The sequence below is a fragment of the Pseudomonas sp. AC016 genome (genome assembly GCF_979253365.1).
Genome location: NZ_CEEDCC010000001.1, coordinates 1,967,307 through 1,983,790, shown reverse-complemented (window position 1 = coordinate 1,983,790; position 16,484 = coordinate 1,967,307). Strand labels below are relative to the sequence as shown.

Annotated in this window: 12 protein-coding genes; 7 read left to right on the top strand and 5 right to left on the bottom strand. The window is 59.6% G+C overall.

All coding sequences use genetic code 11. The features are described from left to right. Positions 1 to 125 precede the first annotated feature (125 nt). A complete protein-coding gene (locus tag AC0IXS_RS08785; protein WP_057410382.1) occupies positions 126 to 1,613 on the top strand; it encodes a helicase HerA-like domain-containing protein in 1,488 nt (495 codons plus the stop codon). Between the two features lie 51 nt (positions 1,614 to 1,664). Here the strand turns inward: AC0IXS_RS08785 and AC0IXS_RS08780 are convergent, their stop codons facing one another. Continuing rightward, positions 1,665 to 3,137, bottom strand: coding sequence for an inorganic phosphate transporter (locus AC0IXS_RS08780; protein WP_122669031.1), 1,473 nt, complete (start codon positions 3,135 to 3,137; stop codon positions 1,665 to 1,667). A gap of 203 nt (positions 3,138 to 3,340) precedes the next feature. Next, entirely contained in the window at positions 3,341 to 3,538 is a 198-nt protein-coding gene (locus AC0IXS_RS08775; RefSeq protein WP_004881345.1) for a hypothetical protein, read from the bottom strand. Positions 3,539 to 4,385: 847 nt separating this feature from the next. Here AC0IXS_RS08775 and pcaR point away from each other — a divergent pair. The 5 genes from pcaR (at position 4,386) to AC0IXS_RS08750 (ending at position 9,667) form a co-directional block, all read left to right on the top strand. After that, positions 4,386 to 5,228, top strand: coding sequence for a pca regulon transcriptional regulator PcaR (pcaR, locus tag AC0IXS_RS08770; RefSeq protein ID WP_057410381.1), 843 nt, complete (start codon positions 4,386 to 4,388; stop codon positions 5,226 to 5,228). Between the two features lie 156 nt (positions 5,229 to 5,384). Next, positions 5,385 to 6,242, top strand: a complete 858-nt coding sequence (locus AC0IXS_RS08765; RefSeq protein ID WP_191953793.1) for a CoA transferase subunit A — start codon at positions 5,385 to 5,387, stop codon at positions 6,240 to 6,242. Beyond that, complete coding sequence (locus AC0IXS_RS08760; protein ID WP_004881336.1) at positions 6,242 to 7,021, top strand: CoA-transferase subunit beta; 780 nt, start codon at positions 6,242 to 6,244, stop codon at positions 7,019 to 7,021. The genes AC0IXS_RS08765 and AC0IXS_RS08760 overlap by 1 nt, the downstream gene beginning before the upstream one ends. Continuing rightward, the gene (gene pcaF / locus AC0IXS_RS08755; protein ID WP_122521336.1) at positions 7,021 to 8,223 is read left to right on the top strand and encodes a 3-oxoadipyl-CoA thiolase; all 1,203 of its coding nucleotides are present in this window, start codon (positions 7,021 to 7,023) and stop codon (positions 8,221 to 8,223) included. The genes AC0IXS_RS08760 and pcaF overlap by 1 nt, the downstream gene beginning before the upstream one ends. Positions 8,224 to 8,365: 142 nt before the next feature. Further along, positions 8,366 to 9,667 (top strand): MFS family transporter, encoded by a 1,302-nt coding sequence (locus AC0IXS_RS08750; protein WP_057410379.1) that lies wholly within the window; start codon positions 8,366 to 8,368, stop codon positions 9,665 to 9,667. 78 nt (positions 9,668 to 9,745) lie between these two features. On the opposite strand, the gene AC0IXS_RS08745 is transcribed toward AC0IXS_RS08750, so the two are convergent. Genes AC0IXS_RS08745 through AC0IXS_RS08735 form a run of 3 tightly spaced genes read right to left on the bottom strand, consistent with a single transcriptional unit; the run spans position 9,746 to position 15,513 of the window. Then, complete coding sequence (locus tag AC0IXS_RS08745) at positions 9,746 to 11,206, bottom strand: AdeC/AdeK/OprM family multidrug efflux complex outer membrane factor (protein ID WP_122573396.1); 1,461 nt, start codon at positions 11,204 to 11,206, stop codon at positions 9,746 to 9,748. Further along, a complete protein-coding gene (locus AC0IXS_RS08740; protein ID WP_004881329.1) occupies positions 11,203 to 14,358 on the bottom strand; it encodes an efflux RND transporter permease subunit in 3,156 nt (1,051 codons plus the stop codon). The genes AC0IXS_RS08745 and AC0IXS_RS08740 overlap by 4 nt, the downstream gene beginning before the upstream one ends. Before the next feature lie 3 nt (positions 14,359 to 14,361). Further along, positions 14,362 to 15,513, bottom strand: a complete 1,152-nt coding sequence (locus AC0IXS_RS08735) for an efflux RND transporter periplasmic adaptor subunit (protein ID WP_025996799.1) — start codon at positions 15,511 to 15,513, stop codon at positions 14,362 to 14,364. 254 nt (positions 15,514 to 15,767) lie between these two features. On the opposite strand from AC0IXS_RS08735, the gene pmeR reads away from it, so the two are divergent. Further along, positions 15,768 to 16,421 (top strand): auxin-lysine conjugate-binding transcriptional regulator PmeR, encoded by a 654-nt coding sequence (gene pmeR / locus AC0IXS_RS08730; RefSeq protein ID WP_471824392.1) that lies wholly within the window; start codon positions 15,768 to 15,770, stop codon positions 16,419 to 16,421. The last annotated feature ends 63 nt before the right edge of the window (positions 16,422 to 16,484 follow it).

Here is a 16,484-nt window from a genome sequence, read left to right as displayed (position 1 = left end):
CCGGCGGGCAAGCGGCAGACGCCAAGAGTCGTTGAGAGCATGATGCGTCATCAGGCCTGAACAAACTGTTGTGGCAATGGCTACGCTCAAGGCCAGCGCGTCTCATGGTGTGGAGAAGGTGAAACATGCACGACTCTCAAGAAATGATTCTGGGTGCCGCTCCTGACGGGCAGCCCGTCTCTCAGGCGTTTCGTCTGGCCAATAGACACGGACTGGTGGCTGGCGCGACCGGGACTGGCAAGACGGTGACCTTGCAACGCCTGGCAGAAGCGTTCAGTGACGCCGGGGTCGCGGTGTTCGCCGCTGACATCAAGGGCGATCTGTGCGGGCTGGGGGCTGCTGGCAATCCCCAGGGCAAGATTGCCGAGCGAATTGCCGGTATGCCCTGGCTCGGGCACACGCCTCGGGCCTATCCGGTCACGTTGTGGGACATCGACGGGAAATCCGGTCATCCACTGCGCACCACGCTGAGCGAAATGGGGCCGCTGCTACTGGGCAATCTGCTGGAACTGACGGACAGCCAACAGTCGGCGTTATACGCGGCCTTCAAAGTCGCTGATCGTGAAGGGCTGTTGTTGCTCGACATCAAGGACCTCAAGGCACTCCTCAATCACCTGCGTGACAACCCGCAGTTGCTGGGCGAAGACAGCGCATTGATGACAACCGGCTCCAGTCAGGCGTTGCAGAGACGGCTGGCCGTGCTCGAACAGCAGGGTGCCGAAGCGCTGTTCGGCGAGCCTGCCTTGCAACTGGAAGACATTCTGCAGCCTGACAGCGACGGGCGAGGGCGCATTCATCTGCTGGACGCCAGCAGGCTGGTGCATGAAGCGCCCAAGGTCTACGCGACCTTTCTGTTATGGCTGCTGGCCGAGCTGTTCGAGCAGCTTCCCGAGCGGGGCGATGCCGAAAAACCGCTGCTGGCGCTGTTCTTCGATGAAGCGCATTTGCTGTTTGCCGACACACCCAAGGCCCTTCAGGAACGGCTTGAGCAGGTCGTACGCCTGATACGTTCCAAGGGCGTGGGCGTGTATTTCGTCACGCAGTCACCCGGCGACCTGCCGGATGAGGTACTGGCCCAGCTGGGGTTACGGATTCAACACGGGCTGCGCGCCTTCACGGCCAAGGAACAGAAGTCACTGCGGGCCGTGGCGGAGGGTTTCAGGCCCAACCCTGATTTCGACGCCCTGAGTGTGTTGACCGAGCTGGGTATCGGCGAGGCGCTGGTCGGTACGTTGCAGGACAAGGGCACACCCGCCATGGTGCAGCGTGTGCTTATCGCCCCGCCCCAGTCGCGTATCGGACCGCTGACGGCCGACGAGCGAGCGAGTCTGATTGCCGGCTCAGCCCTCGGCAGGCGCTACAACAAGCCGGTTGATCGTGAATCGGCCTATGAAATGCTGGCCGCGCGCAAGGTGGCCGAGCCTGACGCCGCCGATGCTGCGAAAACGAATGAAAAGCCTGAAGAGAGTTTCAGCGACAAGGCCGGGGAGTTTCTCGGCGGGCTGGCCGGACAGGCCATGAAAAACGCCATGCGTCAGGCGGCGAGCCAGTTGGGGCGAGAGTTGGTGCGGGGGCTGATGGGGTCGTTACTGGGCACTAAGAAGCGCAGGTAAAACTGACTCGCTCGGGCGGTGCAAGCGCTGCACCGCCCGAGCGACCTCAGATCAGGACAGCGCCTTGGACGCAATCCAGAACAGGGCGGCAGACAGCGCCACTGTTGCTGGCAGGGTCAGGATCCAGGCCAGAAGGATCGTGCGAACGGTGCCGCCCTGCAGGCCGCTCTTGTTCGCAACCATGGTTCCGGCCACGCCCGAAGACAGGATGTGGGTGGTCGAAACTGGCAGGCTGAACACGTTGGCCATGCCGATGGCACAGGCGGTGGTGATCTGTGCCGACATGCCCTGTGCGTAGGTCATGCCCTGCTTGCCGATCTTCTCGCCGATGGTCAGTACCACACGCTTCCAGCCGACCATGGTGCCGATACCCAGCGCCAGTGCAACGGCCAGAATCACCCAGAACGGCGCGTATTCAGTGGTGCCGGTCAGGTCCTTGCGCAGCTTCTCGAGATCGGATTTTTCACGTGCGTCCAGGCCCGGCAACTTGCCGACCTTGCGCGCGGTGTCATCCAGGCACAACAGATAACGACGGACTTCGATACGGCTTTCGGACGGCATCGAATGGTAGTCGGAGACCCCTTTCAAACGGTCCAGCAGCGCGTCGATAGTCGGCTCGGTCTGTTCCGGGTTGCACGCGGAACTGGACGGCAGGTCGCCTTTTTCCGCCTTGCCCATCGCCAGGTATTCGCCCAGCGTGCTGCTGTTGCGCTGGTAGAACTGGCTGAGGTGCTGGGTGGCGTCGCGGGTACGTTCGATCTGGTAGGTCGTGCTGTTGAGGTCCAGTACAAACTGGCTCGGTACGATACCGATCAGGACCAGCATGATCAGGCCGATGCCTTTCTGGCCATCGTTGGAGCCGTGCACGAAGCTGACCGCCATGGCGGAAATCACCAGCACCAGACGGTTCCAGAACGGCGGGTGCTTCTTGTCATCGAGCTTGCGACGCTGTTCCGGGGTCTTGTGCATCTTGGACAGTGGTCGCCACCATTTCAATGCGATCAGGACCAGCCCTGCAATCAGAAAACCTGCCAGCGGCGAGAACACCAGCGAGGCACCGATATCGATTGCCTTCTGCCAGTTGACGCCATCGGCCAGCGGAATGTCGTTGATCAGGGCGTTGGCCAGACCGACACCGAGGATCGAACCGATCAACGTGTGAGAGCTGGACGCCGGAATACCGAAATACCAGGTGCCCAGGTTCCAGGTGATCGCCGCTGCCAGCAGCGAGAACACCATGGCCAGGCCGTGGCCGGTATTGACGTTGATCAGCAATTCGACCGGCAGCAGGTGAACGATGGCGTACGCAACGCCCACGCCGCCCAGCAACACGCCGAGAAAATTGAACACACCGGAAAGGATCACTGCCAGATGCGGCGGCATGGCTTTCGTGTAAATGACTGTCGCCACCGCGTTCGCGGTGTCATGAAAGCCATTGATGAACTCGAAGGCAAGAACAAAGGCCAGGGCAAGCAACAGGCTTACAAGCACCCAAGCATCTAGCCCGCTGAATAATTCGATCATGTAGATTTTCTGACCCGGTCTGAAGGGGGCGCGATTATGACAGAAAAAATACGTATCGACTTGTCGGCCTCGACCGGTGTCGCCTGAAACCAAAAAAAAGACGCATGAGCGCCGCCCCTTTGATGAGGCAGACAGGCAATGACACTTCAATTTCAGGTCGTGGTAATGCGGATCAGATCAGCGAGGCTCTTCCAGCCTGACCGTCAGGACTCCTGTTTCAGGTCCTGTTCCATCTTTTGCAATTCCTCTTTGAAAGCCTGATCCCGAAGGCTTGCTCGTTTGCGCCAGGGTTTGCGTTCCGGCTCCGGTTGCGCGGCGTAAGTGGTGATTTCGCCACCGTAGACATCCTTGAAGCGTTGCTCCTGGCGCTCGAGTTCCGCGCGCAGTTCTTCTTTAGTCACTTTATTACCTGATCGAGTCAAATGAGTTCCGGCGAAAACGCAATGCACGGCAAACATGTTCGTTCCAGTGGCTGCCCGAAAAACAGGGCAGGGAATTATGCATCAGCACATTGACTGGAAGAGTCTGAACACCTTGCTGCGCCTCGCGGCTACGGGCGCCGGAGGAAAACAACTGTCGTAGCGACATGTGGTTCAGGGTTGAAACGCCGGAGGTTCTGTTTGACCGCCGGTTGCAAGGGACCCGCTACAGCGTTGTACAGGTCCGGTGCGTTGACGCGGCTGCAGCTCGAAGGCTCGGGAGAACGCGAGTCACTGCTGAAGATTTAGCCCGTCAATGGAAAGGTACTATCGCCAAGAAGTTAGGCTGCGTCAACTATAGCGGTTTGAATAATGAGAGAGCCTACTCATTTTGTACGAATGTTCCGAAGTATGGGTGAGTCATGTTTATGACGGAACTTTCATAAAGAAGAATTGACAGGCACGGACAAAAAAACGGCGTCGCAATTCAGCAAGTCCGATGGTGCGACTGTTGGATGTATGAGGGGGGGGGAGTGGGCTCGGAAATTATTCCGGCTTCCGTGTCGGGCGCACAGGATGAGCTGTAATGAAAACGGCCTTGCTTAAAGGGCAAGGCCGCTGCCTTGGACTTCTCAGTGGGTACCTGACCAGTAATTTCCAAGAAGTCACTTCGTGGCAGACCTAAAGGTATAAGTATATTTCCTACGGGTCAATTGCGATTATCGGCCATTGGTTCGATAATCGCACAAGCCGAAGGTTGATCAATGCGCTGCATGGGTCTGAAACCGCCGGTTCACAAGGCCTGAAAGGGTGTATAGAGGTTGCGGCAATGAACGACGAACTGCGTAATTCTTTTTCCTCACTGGCTCCGCCGATCGTGGCATCGCCTGCCAAGCGTATCCAGGCATTGACCGGCGATCCTGATTTCATGACCTCGCTGGCCCGTGGGCTTGCAGTGATTCATGCCTTTCAGGAGCGTAAACGGCACCTGACCATTGCGCAGATCAGCCACCGTACGGAAATTCCCCGGGCGGCAGTGCGTCGTTGTTTGCACACCTTGATCAAGCTCGGCTATGCCACCACGGATGGCCGCACCTACTCTTTATTGCCCAAGGTTCTGACGCTGGGCCATGCCTATCTGTCGTCCACGCCGCTGGCGATTTCTTCACAGCCTTATCTGGACCGCATGAGTGATCAGTTGCACGAAGCGTGCAACATGGCCACCCTCGAAGGTGACGACATCCTTTATATAGCCCGGTCAGCCACGACCCAGCGGCTGATATCGGTGGATCTCTCGGTGGGCGGTCGACTGCCTGCGTATTGCACGTCGATGGGGCGCATCCTGCTCGCTGCGCTCGACGACGTGTCCCTGCAGGAATACCTGGATCACGTTGAGCTGCAGCCCAAGACCAGCCGCACCATTCGCACACCCGAAGCCTTGCTCGAATGCCTGCAACAGGTTCGTCAGCAGGGCTGGTGCATTGTCGATCAGGAGCTGGAGCAGGGGCTTCGTTCGATTGCCGTGCCGGTCTATGATGCATCGGGTCAGGTACTGGCTGCGCTCAATGTCAGCACCAGCGCCGGACGGGTGGCCCGCAGTGAGCTGGAGCAGCGGTTTCTGCCGATCATGCTCGACGCCAGCCGTGATCTGAGCACACAGTTGTTCACGTAAGCGGCAGGTTATCGATGATCAGCGAATGGGTTCGATTACCGAACAGTTAGTCGATTATCGGATTGTTTGCGGCAGGGCTCAGGCATAACCTCATTTTCATTCCGGCGCAGGTCTTCGCGCTGATCATTGAACATGATGTTGGGTTCGGAGCACCTCATGGCAGACATTCTTTCTCTACGCGATGCGGTGAAGCAACTGGTCAACGATGGCGACACCGTTGCGCTGGAAGGCTTCACCCACCTGATCCCCACGGCCGCCGGTCATGAAATCATCCGTCAGGGCAAAAAAGACCTGACGCTGGTGCGCATGACCCCCGACCTGATCTACGACCAGTTGATCGGTGCCGGTTGTGCCAAGCGCCTGATTTTCTCGTGGGGCGGCAACCCGGGCGTTGGCTCGCTGCACCGTCTGCGCGATGCGGTCGAAAAGCAGTGGCCACGTGCGATGGAAATCGAAGAGCACAGCCACGCCGACCTGGCCAACGCTTATGTTGCGGGTGCCTCGGGCCTGCCGTTCGCGGTGCTGCGCGCCTACGCCGGTTCCGATCTGCCGAAGGTCAACCCGCTGATCAAGACCGTGACCTGTCCCTTTACGGGTGAAGTGCTGGCGGCCGTGCCGTCCGTGCGCCCCGACGTGACCGTGATCCACGCCCAGAAAGCCGACCGCAAGGGCAACGTGTTGCTCTGGGGCATCCTGGGTGCGCAGAAGGAAGCCGCGCTGGCAGCCAAGCGTTGCATCGTCACGGTCGAGGAAATCGTCGATGACCTCAAGGCACCAATGAACTCCTGCGTACTGCCCACCTGGGCGTTGAGCGCAGTCTGTCTGGTGCCGGGCGGCGCGCATCCTTCCTACGCCCATGGTTACTACGAACGCGACAATCCTTTCTATCAGGCCTGGGACCCGATTGCCCGAGACCGTGAAACCTTCAAGGCCTGGATCGACGAATATATCCATGGCACAGCGGATTTCAGCGAATTCCAGAGCAAGCTGGCTCACGCTTCGGAGGCAAAATAATGACGTACACCACCAGTGAAATGATGACCGTTGCCGCCGCTCGCCGTTTGCGCAACGGAGCGGTCTGCTTTGTCGGGATCGGCTTGCCGTCGAAGGCGGCGAATCTGGCACGCCTGACGTCGGCACCTGATGTGGTGCTGATTTACGAATCCGGCCCGATCGGTGCCAAACCGACCGTATTGCCGCTGTCCATCGGCGATGGCGAGCTGGCTGAAACGGCGGACACCGTGGTCGCCACCAGCGAGATTTTCCGCTACTGGCTGCAGGGTGGACGTGTGGATGTCGGCTTTCTGGGCGCCGCGCAGGTCGACCGTTTCGGCAACATCAACACCACGGTCGTCGGCGATTATCACAACCCGAAAGTGCGTCTGCCGGGTGCCGGTGGCGCGCCGGAAATTGCCGGATCGGCCAAATCGGTGCTGATCATCCTGAAGCAATCGGCACGTTCGTTCGTCAACAAGCTCGATTTCATCACCTCGGTCGGCCACGGCGAAGGCGGCGATTCTCGCAAGCGTCTGGGCCTGCCCGGCGCCGGTCCGGTGGGCATCATCACCGACCTTTGCATCATGGAGCCCGAAGAGGGCAGCAACGAATTTGTGGTGACCACGCTGCACCCAGGCGTGACCCGCGAGCAAGTCATCGCCGCAACCGGCTGGGAAGTGCGGTTTGCCGACAGCGTGGTCTATTCCGAAGAACCCACCGACGTTGAACTGACCGCACTGCGGGATCTGGAAGCCCGGACCGCTGCTGCCCACGGTCAGGTCGCAGGAGAAGCGTGATGCGTGACGTATTTATCTGCGATGCGATTCGCACCCCCATCGGCCGTTTTGGTGGCGGTCTGTCCTCGGTGCGGGCCGACGATCTGGCGGCCATTCCGATCAAGGCGTTGATGGAGCGCAACCCCACCGTCAACTGGCAAGAAGTCGACGAGGTGTTCCTCGGTTGCGCCAATCAGGCCGGTGAAGATAACCGCAACGTGGCGCGCATGGCTGCGCTGCTGGCCGGTCTGCCGACAACGGTGCCGGGCGTGACGCTCAATCGTCTGTGCGCTTCGGGCATGGACGCCATCGGCACGGCGTTCCGCGCCATCGCCACTGGCGAGATGGAATTGGCTATTGCAGGCGGCGTGGAGTCGATGTCGCGTGCGCCTTTCGTCATGGGCAAGGCTGACGCCGCGTTCTCGCGCAACATGAAACTGGAAGATACCACCATCGGCTGGCGCTTCATCAACCCGGCCATGAAAGCCCTCTATGGCGTGGACTCCATGCCGGAGACCGGCGACAACGTGGCCACCGACTTCTCTATTTCTCGAGCCGATCAGGACGCTTTCGCCCTGCGCAGCCAGCAACGCGCTGCCGTTGCCCAGGCTGCGGGCTTTTTCGAGGAAGAAATCGTGCCGGTGCGTGTGGCGCACAAGAAAGGCGAAACTGTCGTCGACAAGGATGAGCACCCGCGTGCCGACACCAGCCTGGAAACCCTGAGCAAGCTCAAGCCGGTCAACGGGATGGACAAGACGGTCACGGCAGGCAATGCGTCTGGTGTGAACGACGGGGCTGCCGCGCTGATTCTGGCTTCCGCTGAAGCGGTCAAGAAGCACGGCCTGACGCCTCGGGCGCGCGTTCTCGGCATGGCCAGTGCCGCCGTTGAGCCTCGCGTGATGGGCATCGGTCCGGTGCCTGCTGTGCGCAAACTGGTCGAGCGGCTGGGGCTGGCGGTCTCCGATTTCGATGTCATCGAACTCAACGAGGCGTTTGCCAGCCAGGGCATCGCAGTGCTGCGGGAACTGGGCCTTGCCGACGACGCGCCGCAAGTCAATCCCAACGGCGGCGCGATTGCCTTGGGTCACCCGCTGGGCATGAGTGGCGCGCGGCTGGTACTGACTGCGTTGCACCATCTGGAAAAGACCGGCGGTCGCAAAGGTCTGGCGACCATGTGCGTCGGTGTCGGCCAAGGCCTGGCGCTGGCCATAGAGCGTCCATAACGCTCCTTTTTTCGCTTTGTTCAGCAACCCGGTTCATCGATCTGTCTCCACGAAAAGACAGGCTGATGGCCCGGGTTGTTGTGCTTGAGGCGGCAGGGTGTTACAGATTGTGTCTTATGGACAGTTTCATTTGGGGACAATAATGACGACAACATCAAAAGCACCGCATTACACCGGCGAGGAGCGAAGCAAAAGAATCTTCGCGATTGTCGGCGCCTCTTCCGGGAATCTGGTGGAATGGTTCGACTTTTATATTTACGCCTTCTGTGCGATCTACTTCGCGCCCGCTTTCTTTCCTTCCGATGATCCGACCGTTCAGTTGCTCAATACCGCAGGTGTCTTCGCTGCCGGTTTTCTGATGCGACCGATTGGCGGCTGGCTGTTCGGCAGGGTCGCGGACAAGCATGGTCGCAAGAATTCCATGCTGATCTCGGTGACCATGATGTGTGCCGGGTCGCTCATCATCGCGTGTCTGCCGACATACGCCTCGATCGGGGCCTGGGCACCGGCGCTGCTGTTGATGGCGCGTCTGCTTCAGGGCCTGTCGGTGGGTGGTGAATACGGCACGACGGCCACTTACATGAGTGAAGTGGCGTTGCGCGGGCAGCGCGGTTTCTATGCCTCGTTCCAGTACGTGACGCTGATTGGCGGTCAATTGCTGGCGGTGCTGACCGTGGTCATCCTTCAGCAGTTTCTCACCACTGAAGAGCTGCGCGACTACGGCTGGCGTATCCCGTTCGTCATCGGCGCGGCGGCGGCAGTCATTGCCTTGCTGCTGCGTCGCACGTTGAACGAAACCACCACCGCCGAAAGCCGCCAGGACAAGGACGCGGGCAGCATCAAGGCACTGTTCACGCACCACAAGGCTGCGTTCATCACCGTGCTGGGCTACACGGCCGGTGGCTCGCTGATTTTCTATACCTTCACCACCTACATGCAGAAATATCTGGTCAATACCGGCGGCATGGAGGCCAAGACCGCCAGTTACATCATGACCGGCGCACTGTTCCTGTACATGTGCATGCAACCGTTCTTCGGCATGCTGGCTGACCGCATTGGTCGTCGTAATTCGATGCTGTGGTTCGGCGCGCTGGGTACGCTGTGTACGGTGCCGATTCTGATGACCCTGAAAACCAACACCAACCCGTTCATGGCGTTTGTGCTGATTACCTTGGCTCTGGCCATCGTCAGCTTCTACACCTCGATCAGCGGGTTGGTGAAGGCCGAGATGTTCCCGCCTCAGGTCCGCGCTCTGGGTGTTGGTCTGGCCTACGCCGTGGCCAACGCCGCGTTTGGCGGCTCGGCCGAATTCGTTGCCTTGAAGCTCAAGAGCGCAGGGATGGAGAACAGCTTCTACTGGTACGTGACGGCGATGATGGCAATCGCGTTCCTGTTCAGCCTGCGCTTGCCCAAGGAGCCCGCTTACCTGCATCACGATCATTGATGAGCGTTGTTTTGCAGGCATAAAAAAACCCACCGGATTCGGTGGGTTTTTTATTGGGCGTTGATCAGAACAAACGGATCAGAACAGCTGGATCGACGGCTTTTCCTTGTCGATCGTTGCGGTCTGACCAGTCTTCTCGTACCAGCCGCCGCCGAGGGCCTTGTACAGATTGACCTCGCTGGTCAGCTGCGCAAGACGGTCGGTGATCAGCGTTTGTTGCGCGCTGAACAGCGAGCGCTGAGCGTCGAGGAAGGTCAGGTTGCTGTCGATCCCGATGCGGTAGCGACGCTCGGCCAGACGATAGTAGTCCTGGTTGGCAGTGACAAAGTCACGCTGCGCCTGGAGCTGTTCGTCGTAGGTCTTGCGCGAAGCCAGGCCGTCGGATACTTCCTGGAAGGCGGTCTGAATCGCCTTCTCGTAGTTGGCGACGCTGATTTCCTTCTGGATCTTGGAGTAATCCAGGCTGGCGCGCAGGCTGCCGGCGTTGAAGATCGGAATGTTGATGCTCGGCTGGAACAGCCAGGTGCCCGAACCGCCCTTGAACAGACCGGACAATTCGGTGCTGCTGGTGCCCGCGCTGGCCGTCAGGCTGATGCTCGGGAAGAACGCGGCACGTGCGGCACCGATGTTGGCGTTGGCAGCCTTGAGCGTGTGCTCGGCTTCCAGAATGTCCGGACGACGTTGCAGCAGATCGGACGGCAGGCCGGCCGGCATTTCGGTCAGCATGTCGGAGTCGAGCAACTGGCTGGCTGGCAGGTTGTCAGGCAGGCCGGTGCCCAGCAACAGCACCAGGTTGTTCTGATCCTGTGCGACCAGACGCTGGTACTGCGCCAGACGGGCGCGGGCGCTTTCGACAGCGGTCCGCGACTGGCTCAGGTCCAGAGCCGAAGAAACGCCGACTTCATTGCTGCGCGAGGTCAGGCGAAAGCTTTCTTCGTATGTCTTGAGGGTGTCCTGCGTCAGCTTGAGCAGTTCCTTGTCGGCCTGCCAGGTCAGGTAGGCATTGGCGACGTTGGCCACCAGACTGATCTGGGTGCTGCGACGTGCCTCTTCGCTGGCGAAGTAGGTTTCCAGGGCCTGCTGGCTGAGGCTGCGGACACGACCGAACAGGTCCAGCTCATAGGCGCTGACGCCCAGGGTGGCCGAATAGCTGCTGGTGATGGCCGACTGGCCGGTCTGCGTCTGGTCACCCGGAACACGCTGACGGCTGCCGCTGCCATTGGCGGAAACTGCAGGCAGCAGGTCCGCACGCTGGATGCGGTACTGCGCACGGTAGGCGTCGATGTTCAGGGCCGCGACACGCAGGTCACGGTTGTTGACCAGCGCGGTCTGGATCAGGCGTTGCAGAGCCGGATCACGGAAGAACTCGCGCCAGCCTTGCTCGGCGGCAGCCATTTTGGCCGCTTCGGCCGGCGAGTACGCCGGACCTTGCGGATATTGAGCGGCGACCGGAGCTTCCGGCTGCTTGTACTCGGGGATCAGGGAGCAGCCGCCGAGAATGAACGCGGTAACTGCCAGAGAGATCAGGGACTTGCTCATTGGCCAGCCTCGGTAGTTTTGACGTGTTGCTTGTTTGATTTGTCTTTGCCTTTGAACACCGACGACACGGCGACGTAGAACATAGGCACCCAGAAGATCGCCAGGATCGTTGCGGTGATCATACCGCCGATCACACCTGTACCGATGGCGTGCTGGCTACCCGAACCGGCACCGCTGGAGATTGCCAGCGGAACCACGCCGAGGATGAACGCCATCGAGGTCATGATGATCGGACGCAAGCGCATCCGGCAAGCTTCCATCGCCGACTCGACCAGCGATTTGCCCTGCTCATGCAGTTCCTTGGCGAACTCGACGATCAGAATGGCGTTCTTCGCCGCCAGCCCCACCGTCACCAGCAGGCCCACCTGGAAGAACACGTCGTTGGACAGCCCGCGCAGACTGGTCGCCATCAGTGCACCGATGACGCCGAGCGGCACCACCAGCATGACCGCAATCGGAATCGACCAGCTCTCGTAAAGCGCTGCCAGACACAGGAACACCACCAGCATGGACAGTGCGTACAAGGCCGGTGCCTGAGAGCCGGACAGACGTTCTTCGAACGACAGGCCGGTAAACGAGTAGCCGATCCCGGCAGGCAGTTTCTGAGCGATGGCTTCGACTTCCGCCATGGCCTGACCGGAGCTGTAGCCCGGAGCAGGGGTACCCAGCACTTCCATGGCCGCTACGCCGTTATAGCGCGACAGCTTGGGCGAACCGTAGATCCACTCGCCGCTGGCGATGGCCGACAAGGGCACCATGGTGCCGCTGTCGTTACGCACGAACCACTTCTGCAGGTCTTCAGGCGTCATGCGGCTGAAGGCTTCGCCCTGCACATACACCTTCTTCACACGACCACGGTCGATGAAGTCGTTGACGTAACTGCCGCCCAGCGCGATGGACAGGGTCTGGTTGATGTTGGACAGAGTAATGCCCAGTGCGCTGGCCTTCTCGTCGTCCACCGTCAGTTGGTACTGCGGTTCGTCGTTCAGACCGTTGGGGCGTACGCCCGCCAGAATCTTGCTCTGCGCGGCCATGCCCAGGAACTGATTGCGTGCATCCAGCAGTTTCTGGTGACCGACACCGCCCTGGTCCTGCAGGTAAACGTCGAAACCGGTGGCGTTACCCAGTTCCAGTACCGATGGCGGTACGACCGCGAAGACCATGGCGTCACGGAAGCTGGCGAAGTGCGCCTGAGCCCGTTCGGCAATCTTGAACACGGTGGTTTCGGCATCACGCTCGTCCCACGGCTTGAGCATCACGAACGCCAGACCGGAGCTTTGACCACGACCTGCGAAGTTGAAGCCGTTGACGCTGAACACCGAGTTCACGCCCTTGCCTTCACCGTTCTCCTTGTCGAGCAGGAAGTCGCGCATGTCATCGATGACCTTCTGCGTGCGCTCTGCGGAAGAACCAGCCGGTGTCTGTACCTGGGCAAAGATGACGCCCTGGTCTTCTTCGGGCAGGAACGCCGCCGGAATACGGGTGAACAGCCAGATCATGCCCGCCACGATGATCAGGTACACGACGAAGGCCGGTAACTTGTGGGTCACCATGCGTTTCACGCCGTTTTCGTAGCTGACCACGCTGCGGTCGAAGGTCCGGTTGAACCAGCCGAAGAAGCCACGCTTGGGTTGGCCGTGTTTCTCCGGGTCGATAGGTTTGAGCATGGTGGCGCACAGCGCCGGGGTGAAGATCAGGGCCACGAGGACCGAGAGCGCCATCGCCGAAACAATAGTGATCGAGAACTGCTTGTAGATCACGCCTGTGGAGCCGCCGAAGAACGCCATCGGCAGCAGTACCGCCGAGAGCACCATGGCGATACCGACCAGCGCACCCTGGATCTGGTCCATGGATTTCTGCGTGGCCTCCTTCGGAGACAGATGCTCCTCGGCCATGACCCGTTCGACGTTCTCCACCACCACGATGGCGTCGTCCACCAAGAGTCCGATGGCGAGAATCATGCCGAACATGGTCAGCGTGTTGATGGTGAAGCCGAACGCGGCAAGGATGCCGAACGTACCCAGCAGTACCACCGGCACGGTCATCGTGGTGATGATGGTCGCGCGCAGGTTCTGCAGGAACAGGTACATCACCAGGAACACCAGCACGATGGCTTCGATCAGGGTGTGAACCACGCCGCTGATGGATTCCGTGACGGTCGGGGTGGTGTCATACGGGTAGACGACTTTCATGCCTGGCGGAAAGAAAGGTTCCAGCTCGCTGATGGTGGCGCGAATCGCTTTGGCTGTGTCGAGGGCGTTGGCACCCGAGGCCAGTTTGATCGCCATACCGGAAGCCGGTTTGCCGTTGAACTGTGCGTCGATGCTGTAGTTCTGACCGCCCAGTTCGATACGCGCGACATCCTTGAGCCGAACCTGCGAACCGTCAGCGTTGACCTTCAGAAAAATATTGCCGAACTGTTCGGCAGTCTGCAAGCGGGTCTTGCCGATAATGGTCGCGTTCAACTGAGTGCCGGGAAGCGCTGGCAGGCCGCCCAGCTGACCGGTCGCGATCTGCACGTTCTGTGCACTGACCGCGGTGGTCACGTCCACAGGCGTCAACTGGAAGTTGTTCAGCTTGGCCGGATCCAGCCAGATGCGCATCGCGTACTGCGAACCGAACACCTGGAAGTCACCCACACCGGAAGTCCGCGAGATCGGGTCCTGAATGTTGGAAACGATGTAGTTGGACAAGTCTTCGCGAGTCAGGCTGCCATCTTCGGCCACGAGACCGATCACCAGCAGGAAGTTCTTCACCGACTTGGTCACACGCAGACCCTGTTGCTGCACTTCTTGGGGCAGCAGCGGGGTGGCCAGGTTGAGCTTGTTCTGCACCTGTACCTGAGCGGTGTCAGGGTTGGTGCCCTGGTTGAACGTCACGGTGATGGTCATGCTGCCATCGGAGTTACTGTCCGAGGAAACATAACGCAGGTTGTCGATACCGTTGAGCTGTTGCTCGATGATCTGTACCACGGTGTCCTGCACGGTCTGTGCGGAAGCGCCCGGGTAGGTGACCTGGATATCGATGGCCGTCGGTGCGATGGCCGGGTATTGGTTGATCGGCAGCTTCATGATCGAAAGCGTACCCACCAACATGATCACCAGGGCTAATACCCAGGCGAAGATGGGGCGGTCAATAAAGAATCTGGACATCTATCACTCACCTTTGCCAGTGGCAGCAGGGGCAGCATTGGCAGACTGGTCAGCGGTGAGGTTGGTTGCTTCCTTGACCTTCACTTCAGCGCCTGGTTTGACGTATTGCAGGCCTTCGGTGATCACGCGGTCACCTTCGCTCAGCCCTTTCTCGATCAGCCAGTAGGCACCGGTGGTACGACTGGTGACGAGTTCACGCTGCTCGACTTTGTTGTCCTTGTTGACCACCAGAGCGGTCGGCGTACCTTTCAGGTCGCGGGTCACGCCTTGCTGCGGCGCCAGGATGGCCTTGCTGTTGACGCCAGCCTTCAGCTGCGCGTGAACGAACATGCCGGGCAGAAGCATGTGGTCCGGGTTGGGGAACACAGCGCGCAACGTCACCGATCCGGTGGCCTGATCGACCGACACTTCGGAGAACTCGAGCTTGCCTTCCTGCGGGTATTCACTGCCATCTTCCAGGGTCAGCTTGACCGACGCAGAGTTGTCACCCGACTTCTGCAACCGGCCGCTGGCCAGGTCGGCGCGCAGTTTGAGCATGTCCGCCGAGGACTGATTGACGTCCACGTAGATCGGGTCCAGTTGCTGGATTGTCGCCATTGCGTTGGTCTGGCCATTGCTGACCAGCGCGCCTTCGGTGACAGCCGAGCGACCGATGCGGCCGGAAATCGGCGCCAGTACCTTGGTGAAACGCAGATTGATCTGGGCGGACTGCAGGGCAGCCTGAGCTTCCTGGGTCGACGCCAGCGCAGTGTCGTACTCCTGACGGCTGACGGCTTGCTCATTCACCAACTGCTTGTAACGGTCGGACATCGACTTGGCCGACTGCAGGGTCGCCTTGGCGCTGTTGGCGCTGGCTTCGTAAACAGAAGGATCGATCTGATATAGCTGCTGACCGGCCTTCACATCACCGCCTTCGGTGAACAGGCGCTTGAGAATGATGCCGTTGACCTGCGGCCGGACTTCAGCCACGCGGAACGCGGTGGTTCGGCCGGGCAGTTCGGTGGTCAGGGTATACGGCTGGGCTTTCAGTGTGACGACACCGACCTCAGGGGTCTGCGGAGGCGGGGCCTCCTGCTCCTTCTTGCCACAACCGCTGAGCAGGGTTGCCAGGGCGACGGCAGTGACCAGAACGGTAACAGCTGGCTTGAATTGCATGAAGATCCTCGGGGCAGGAGCCTGTTTACTCAACAGAGTGTTGAAGTGTTTAAAAATATTTCGGCTAGATAAGTAGCATGCTAAGGAATATACTTACATTCATGGCTGTTTGTAAATACCTTCCCTGTGCAATCATTCGCCGCGAAGGGTGCCATCAGCGGGTTCGGGACAAGGCAAAACAACTGCCGCCCGGTTTTGTCTTCAGGCCGTGAACCGCACAGGTGCCTGAAGAGATTTTTTTGAGGTTGATTGCCATGGTTCGTCGCACCAAAGAGGAAGCTCAGATCACTCGCAGCCAGATACTGGAGGCTGCCGAGCAGGCGTTTTACGAGCGCGGTGTCGCTCGCACGACGCTGGCCGACATTGCGACGCTTGCCGGTGTGACGAGGGGTGCCATCTATTGGCATTTCAACAACAAGGCCGATCTGGTGCAGGCGATGCTGGACAGCCTGCAGGAACCGCTCGACGAAATGGCGCAGGCCAGTCAGGACGAAGACGAAGAAGACCCGCTGGGTTGCATGAAGAATCTCTTGGTTCATCTGTTTCATGAGCTTGCACTTGACCCTAAAACCCGTCGCATCAATGAAATCCTCTTTCATAAATGCGAGTTTACTGACGAGATGTGTGATTTCCGTCGTCAACGTCAAGAGAACGCCATCCGGTGCCACGAGCGTATTCAACTGGGGCTGAGCAATGCCGTGCGTCAGGGACAATTGCCCGAAGGTCTGGATACGGCTCGCGCGGCGGTCGCTCTGTTTTCATACGTAAATGGCATTATCTACCAGTGGTTGCTGGTGCCCGACAGCTACTCACTGCTGTCGGAGTCCGAGCAACTGGTGGAAGTCTGCATGGACATGCTGCGTTTCAGCCCTTCACTGCGTGTTCAGCAGCCTCTGATTGAAGGCTGACAGAATATAACGCTGTCGGGTTCCAAATGGGCACCCTTCGAATTCAATTAATTGCGGTAAACA